General features: G+C 60.5%; 9 protein-coding genes. 8 read left to right on the forward strand and 1 reads right to left on the reverse strand.

Annotated features, from left to right (window positions below; genetic code table 11):
• Positions 1-15: 15 nt before the first annotated feature.
• The gene (locus AC1DS6_RS11495; RefSeq protein ID WP_477102520.1) at positions 16-795 is read left to right on the forward strand and encodes an alpha/beta fold hydrolase; all 780 of its coding nucleotides are present in this window, start codon (positions 16-18) and stop codon (positions 793-795) included.
• 30 nt (positions 796-825) lie between these two features.
• On the opposite strand, the gene AC1DS6_RS11500 is transcribed toward AC1DS6_RS11495, so the two are convergent.
• Positions 826-1,389 (reverse strand): PadR family transcriptional regulator, encoded by a 564-nt coding sequence (locus AC1DS6_RS11500; RefSeq protein WP_477102521.1) that lies wholly within the window; start codon positions 1,387-1,389, stop codon positions 826-828.
• A 274-nt stretch (positions 1,390-1,663) separates the two neighbouring features.
• Between AC1DS6_RS11500 and AC1DS6_RS11505 the strand changes: the two genes are divergently transcribed.
• The 7 genes from AC1DS6_RS11505 to AC1DS6_RS11535 all read left to right on the forward strand — a co-directional run.
• Positions 1,664-2,569: an NmrA family NAD(P)-binding protein gene (locus tag AC1DS6_RS11505; protein ID WP_441631941.1), complete on the forward strand. Its 906-nt coding sequence runs from the start codon at positions 1,664-1,666 to the stop codon at positions 2,567-2,569.
• Positions 2,508-2,951: a YciI family protein gene (locus AC1DS6_RS11510; RefSeq protein ID WP_477102522.1), complete on the forward strand. Its 444-nt coding sequence runs from the start codon at positions 2,508-2,510 to the stop codon at positions 2,949-2,951. The genes AC1DS6_RS11505 and AC1DS6_RS11510 overlap by 62 nt, the downstream gene beginning before the upstream one ends.
• A gap of 193 nt (positions 2,952-3,144) precedes the next feature.
• Positions 3,145-3,354 carry a hypothetical protein gene (locus AC1DS6_RS11515; protein ID WP_441631937.1) on the forward strand — a complete coding sequence of 70 codons (210 nt, stop codon included), beginning with the start codon at positions 3,145-3,147 and terminating at the stop codon, positions 3,352-3,354.
• Between the two features lie 208 nt (positions 3,355-3,562).
• On the forward strand, positions 3,563-4,570 hold the full coding sequence (locus AC1DS6_RS11520; protein WP_441631935.1) for a bestrophin family protein: 1,008 nt from the start codon (positions 3,563-3,565) through the stop codon (positions 4,568-4,570).
• A 238-nt stretch (positions 4,571-4,808) separates the two neighbouring features.
• Complete coding sequence (locus AC1DS6_RS11525) at positions 4,809-5,096, forward strand: hypothetical protein (RefSeq protein WP_441631933.1); 288 nt, start codon at positions 4,809-4,811, stop codon at positions 5,094-5,096.
• A 78-nt stretch (positions 5,097-5,174) separates the two neighbouring features.
• Positions 5,175-5,765, forward strand: coding sequence for a TetR/AcrR family transcriptional regulator (locus tag AC1DS6_RS11530; RefSeq protein ID WP_441631931.1), 591 nt, complete (start codon positions 5,175-5,177; stop codon positions 5,763-5,765).
• An 80-nt stretch (positions 5,766-5,845) separates the two neighbouring features.
• A partial coding sequence (locus AC1DS6_RS11535; RefSeq protein WP_477102523.1) for an alpha/beta fold hydrolase occupies positions 5,846-6,321 on the forward strand: 476 nt, incomplete at its 3' end.

The following is a 6,321-nucleotide window of genomic DNA, read 5'->3' on the forward strand; positions in this document are numbered from 1 at the left end:
GAGGAAAAGCCCATCATGAACCGTTTGTTGAAGAGATGTCTCGCATCGGCGATGTTGCTCGCCAGCGTGTTTCCGCTGAATGCGGCCCATGCCGCCCAGCCGCAGGATCTGAAAGGAACGAACGTCGTGCTTGTGCACGGCGCTTTCGCCGACGGTTCCAGCTGGAATCGGGTGATCCCGCTGCTCGAAGCGCACGGTCTTCACGTGGTTTCGGTTCAGAACCCGCTCAGCTCGCTTGCGGATGATACGGCGGCGACCAGGCGTGCGATAGAACTGCAAACCGGTCCGGTTGTGCTCGTAGGCCATTCGTGGGGCGGTTTCGTGATCACCCAGGCCGGCAACGACGATAAAGTCAAGGCACTCGTGTACGTGGCCGCTCTCGTTCCGGATAGCGGCGTATCGGTCAACGACATGATGAAAGGCAAGCCGGCGCCGGCCTGGGCAGGGAAATTGAGGAAAGACTCCGCAAACTTCCTGACGTTGTCCACCGACGCGGTGGTTAATGATTTCGCCCAGGATCTGACGCCGGCACAAGCACGCACCCTCGCAGCGACGCAAGGACCGTGGTTCGCGGGCTCTCTGGACGACAAGGTGAGCATCGCCGCGTGGCACACGAAGCCGTCGTGGTTCGTGGTCGCCAACCAGGATCGCATGATCGATTCGCGAGCCGAGGAAGCAATGGCAAAGCAGATCGGCGCAACAACGATACACGTCGATTCAAGTCACGTCGCAATGTTGAGTCATCCGAAGGCGGTTGCCGCCGCGATCATCGCAGCGGCCAGCAAAGTCCAGTAGCTGGCGCACCAGCCTGAATTCAGTCGGACATCAGGCTGGCCTGCGAGCAATCATTTCCGCCACCTCGTCACACCACGCGATATAGGCCTGTTCAGCCAGCACGCCGCGGCGCGTCACCAACAGCGGTCCAAGCTGATCCTCGCTCAGCTCGGCCTGCCTTGCGAGAAAAAATTCAAGCTGGACCTGGTGGTCTGCACGCACCTCACGGATCTGCTGCAACGCTGCCTCGCGCGACAGCAAATCGAAGCACAACACCCGCAGTATCTGTTCGTCCTTGATGGCCGGGCGCGGTGAACCTTTCGCCACCCAAGACCTCAGCTTCTCGCGTCCGGCAACAGTCATGCTGTAGATCGAGCGTTCCGGCCCGCGCGTTCCCGGCAAGCGCTCCGATGTGATGAGTCCATCCGTCTCCAGTTCTCGCAAAGCCGGGTACACCGAGCTGTGCTCGACCGACCAGCAATGCTGGCCCGCCATCTGCAGCCATTTGGTCAGTTCATAGCCGGAACGCGGCTGGCAATGTATCCCGGCAAGAAGAACATGCTTCAGCGGCTTTTCCTTGCTTGCCCTGGCTTCCTTCAGATCACTCACTCGCATTGCTCCTTGATTGCGTCAGCGCGCACGCGGAATGACTATGTTTTTTTTGACATAGTCAAAAAACCGTGCCACTATGTATTTTTCTACATACTGAATCTTACCCTATTCCCAGGGCAGCGACTGCGCCAGGCGTGGCGGCGTTGACCGGGTGCGGCCAGTCCGCCGTGTCGCCGCCTCTGAGCGCCAAGGTTGCCTGGACGAGGCGGCGCCGGCCGGTGCCGACAACATCAGCTACACCGGTTTCATTTTGATCATTGATACAAGGAAGAGACTCATGTCCCAAGAAACCATCCTCGTCACCGGCGCCGCCGGCAGCGTCGGCTCGACCGCGCGCGCGGCCATCGCCATCCTGCTGGAGCAAGGCCATCGCGTACGCGCCATGGTGCGCAATCTGGACAAGCGCGCCGACATGCTGGGCGACCTGGGCGCCGAAGTCGTGGTCGCCGACATGCTCGACATCGTTGCCGTGCGCGCGGCCATGCAAGGCTGCTCAGTGGTCTATTTCACGATGTCGGTTTCGCCCGACTACCTGGAAGCAGCCGCCAACGTCGCGGTCACAGCCAAGAGCCTGGGTGTGAAGGCCTTCGTCAATCTGTCGCAGATGACGCTGTCGCAGATGAGCGAGACAGAGACCACCGGCAGCCCGCAACAGAAGCAGCACTGGCTCGCAGAGCAGATGCTGCGTTGGTCCGGCCTGCCGGTGGTCTACCTGCGTCCAACTGCTTTCTTCGAAGGCTTGTTCCTGCCGGCGGCCAAGGGCATCCGCGACGACAACGCCATCCGCCTGCCGTTCGCCGACGGCAAGACCTCGCCGATCGCCGCCGCCGATGTGGGGGCTGTCGCCGCAGCTGTGCTGGCCAACCCGGAGCCGCATATCGGCAAGCTCTACGAACTGACCGGCCCCCAGTCGCTGACGATGGCGGAGCTCGCACAGGAGTTCAGCGGCGCTCTGGGCCGCACCATCCAATACGTCAACGTGCCACCGCAGATCTGGGAGGCCAAGCTCCAGGAGATCCAGCAGCCGGCGCATCTGACCGCACACCTGGTCGTCATGGCCCAGCTACATCGCGATAACCGCTACGACCGCATGACCGGCACCTTCGAGCAGTTGGTCGGCCGTGCGCCGATTTCCGCCGCCGAATTCGCTAGCCGCCACGCGGCCGCGTTCACGCCTGCCTGATCCTCGCTATCAAAAAGGAAACAACGATGGAATTGTTCTCGCTTTTCAACAGCCACCGAACAGCTATGAAATCCACGCCGATCCGCTCAAAGGGCAGCAAGTCTCGCTAGCGTGGAAACAGTATATGGGCGCCATGGCGGCCGCCGGCGTCATGCGGGCCGGCACGCAACTCGATCCGCGCAACGCCAGCACCGTGCGGGTGCGGGACGGCCAGCGCGAAGTCCAGGATGGCCCATCCCCGGAAGGGCGCGCGCTATTTGGCGGCTTTGTGGTGATCAATGTCGAGACGCTGGAAGAGGCTTTGAACTGGGCTGAGCGCAGCCCCAGCTCATCAGCCGGATTTACGGAAGTCATCCCGGTCCTGCCGATCATCCGCGCGTAGGTCCGCGTAAGCGCTTGCAGATGGCACTGTCATCGCCGTTGCCTCGCTCTTCCCGCAACTGTGGCCAGCCCGTTCAACTGGCTGCGCATGCCCGAGGACGTCGACCGGCGCTTGCAAGTATTCGTGCAGTTGCTGGCCAACTGCCCATGAAACCTGCGTTTTGCATGTTTCCTACTCAACTAAGGGATTTCAGATGATCCGCACACACATGCTAAGGCGGGCGATTACAGCCGCCGCTTTCGCCGTTGCCGCCAACCTTGTCCTGGCTACGGTCAATGACCACGCGGGAGGGCCAGCTGTCGGCACAGTTCAGCCGAACGGCAATGCCTGCAGCGAACTTGCGGGCGACCCGCTGGACAACGCGCGCGAAGCCGACGGAACACTCTACGGATATCGCGTCTGAGGGCGCGTTTGGAGACTGGTCAGCCGCTGGGTTTCAGCGAACGGCGGAGCCGACCTGTTTTGTCTCGAGCGGCCGAACGGCAATCCACCATTGCAGAATCAGGTCCCCGGCAGCTATCTTGTCAGTGGTGAGGGCGGTTGGCGATATTGCCTGTCGGCAGTTCGGACCGCGGCCCTGCGAGCTGCCACACTGCCGGGAGATGCGCACCATGCACCTGGGAAAATCGTACACCGTATCCGAGTTCACGTTCTGGTCGAGACGGCAACTCTATGCCTCGCTAGCATGCGGTTCGCTGCCCGTTCTCCTTTATCAGTTCTTCGGGCTGAAATGGCTGTCGATTCCGGTCTCGGTTGTGCTGCTGCTGGGCACGGCCACGTCATTCATCGTGGGTTTCAGGAACGTGCAGACCTACAGCAGAGCCTTGGAGGCGCAGCAAATCTGGACTGAGATACTGAATGGCAGCCGATGTCTGGGTGTGATGGGCCGGGACTTTCTGGCGGGGCAGGCAGCCGGGCGGGAACTGATTCTCCGGCATTGCGCGTGGTTGACGGCGCTTCGCTATCAGCTGAGAACCCCAAGGATCTGGGAAAATGCGGGCAAGGTATCGAACGTGGAGTATCGAAAGTACTACCGGGTTCCAGAGTGGGAGACTCCATTGGAACAGGCGCTTGCGCGGTATCTGCCGCAGGCCGAACTCGACTCGCTTCAGCATGCCGAAAGCAAGACAACCCGGTTGCTGGGAACACAGTCGGCGACGATCAAGCGGTTCCTTGATGCCGGCGAGATCGGCAATGCCTTCTATTTGGAGTTGGGAGGATCCATCAAGGGCTTCTTCGCGCAGCAAGGACGGGCGGAGCGTATCAAGGACTATCCGTATCCCAGGCAATATGCGGTCATCAATAAGCTCTTTGTCCGTACTTTTTGTCTGCTGCTGCCTTTTGGCATTCTTACGGAATTCGAAAAGATCAATGCCAGCGTTTCAGGCTTCATGCATGGCAACATGATCTGGCTGGTCATTCCATTCAGCACTATGATCTCGTGGATGTACCTCGCGCTGGAGCAGGTTGGCGAAAGCACGGAGAACCCGTTCGAAGGAAACGCCAATGACGTGCCCATGGCACAGATCTGCCGGAAGATTGAACGCGAACTCATGGATATGCTTGGCGAGAAGAGCGATGTTCCCGAGCCAGCGGCAGAGCACGGTATTGTCCTCTAGCAGGCTGCTGAAGTACTTACCGTGAGATTGGCGCATCTTCTGCCAGTGCGGCTGATGGACTCTGTTTCTTTACAATCCGGAGGCCGCGCGCCACTTCATCAAGTTTTTCGGCCGTTGGGCGCCGTTTCACGCTCGCCGGGCGTTCGACTCATCAACCGGACATCGCGCCAGTTCGCCATGACCGAGGTGGGCCAAGAGTTTTACCAGCACGCGATGGCGCTGCTACGCAGCGCGGAGGTTGCCGAAGAAGTCAGAATTTGGGCGTCAGCACTTTCCGAAGGCGCGCCTGGCCGTGGTGACGCCTTCGCATCAGAGCCCGACCGGCGTCGCACTGACACTGCAACGGCGCGTCGAACTGCTCGACCGGGCCGGTGAGCAGGGGGCGTGGATCATCGAGGATTCGCTGACCGCGTGGCGGCACGGTGCGCCCGGGCGGCGTGGCTTGATGATGGGCTTTACCAATCTCCGCAGCCAGTCCGAGGCCGATCGCCTGGTTGCGGAGCTGATGCGCGCGCTGAAAGCGTAGACGATCGTCAACGGATGCTTGACAAATAGACAACCAGTCGTCTATTGTTCCTTCCATCCCCTCATTGACCATTTCGACATGCCAAGACCCGCCAACCCCGAGATCCGTAACCGCCTGCTCATCGACGGCGGCCGTGTTATACACAGGTCCGGCTTCAACGGATCTGGCGTGCAGGACATCGTAGCTGCCGCAGTGGTTCCCAAGGGATCCTTCTACAGCTACTTCGACAGCAAGGAGGCCTTTGCCGCCGAAGTGCTCGAAGCCTATTGGGATTCCATTGAACAATGCCACGGCAAAGTGATGTACGACGCGCGCATTACGCCGTTGGCCAGGATCGAAAAGCTGTTCGAGTTGCTGGTAGGGGACCACGCGGCAGAAGAATTCACGCTGGGGTGCCTTGTGGGCAACCTTTCCCTCGAATTGTCCAATACCAGCGGTGAAGTTCGAGTTGCTCTGGAGCGCATTCTGGCGCGCTGGGAAGGCCTCATCACAGCCTGCCTTGATGAGGCCAGGCTGCGCCAGGAACTGCCGGCGGACTGTGATTCCGCGCAGCTCGCGTCCATCATCATCGAAGCCTGGGAGGGGGCGGTCCTGCGCAGCAAGGTCGAGCGCAATGGCGACGCCTGCCGACGATTTCAGCAAGTCACGCTGAAGCGGTTGTTGTACTGAAATTTTTTTGCATTTTTAAATAGACGACTGGTCATATATAACGCAGCGGCGCGCTCACGCGCTAAGAAAGGAGTCTTACCATGTCTTCAATTCGCAGCCTCAACAAAGGTGTATCGCGACGCAACCTGCTGCTCGGCAGCGCGGCCGCCGCCAGCGCGCTGGCGGCTTCCAGCTTGCCCGGACCTGCTGCGGCGGCACCGTCGGCAATGGGATCGAGTCCCTCAACGGCACGCGGCAAGGCCTCAGGCAGCTACATCACGGCAAAGGACGGCACCCAGCTCTATTGCAAGGACTGGGGCGCCGGTCGCCCCGTTGTATTCAGTCATGGCTGGCCACTGAGCTCGGACAGTTGGGAATCCCAGATGATGCTGGTTGCGTCGGAAGGGTATCGCGCCGTTGCACATGAACGTCGTGGCCACGGCCGTTCAAGCCAGCCATGGAACGGCAATGAGATGAACACCTATGCCGACGATCTGGCCACTGTGTTCGAAACCCTTGACCTGCGGGACGCCATCCTGGTGGGTTTCTCCACGGGGGGAGGCGAGGTGGCCCGGTA

The organism is Cupriavidus sp. 05L310, from assembly GCF_056398185.1.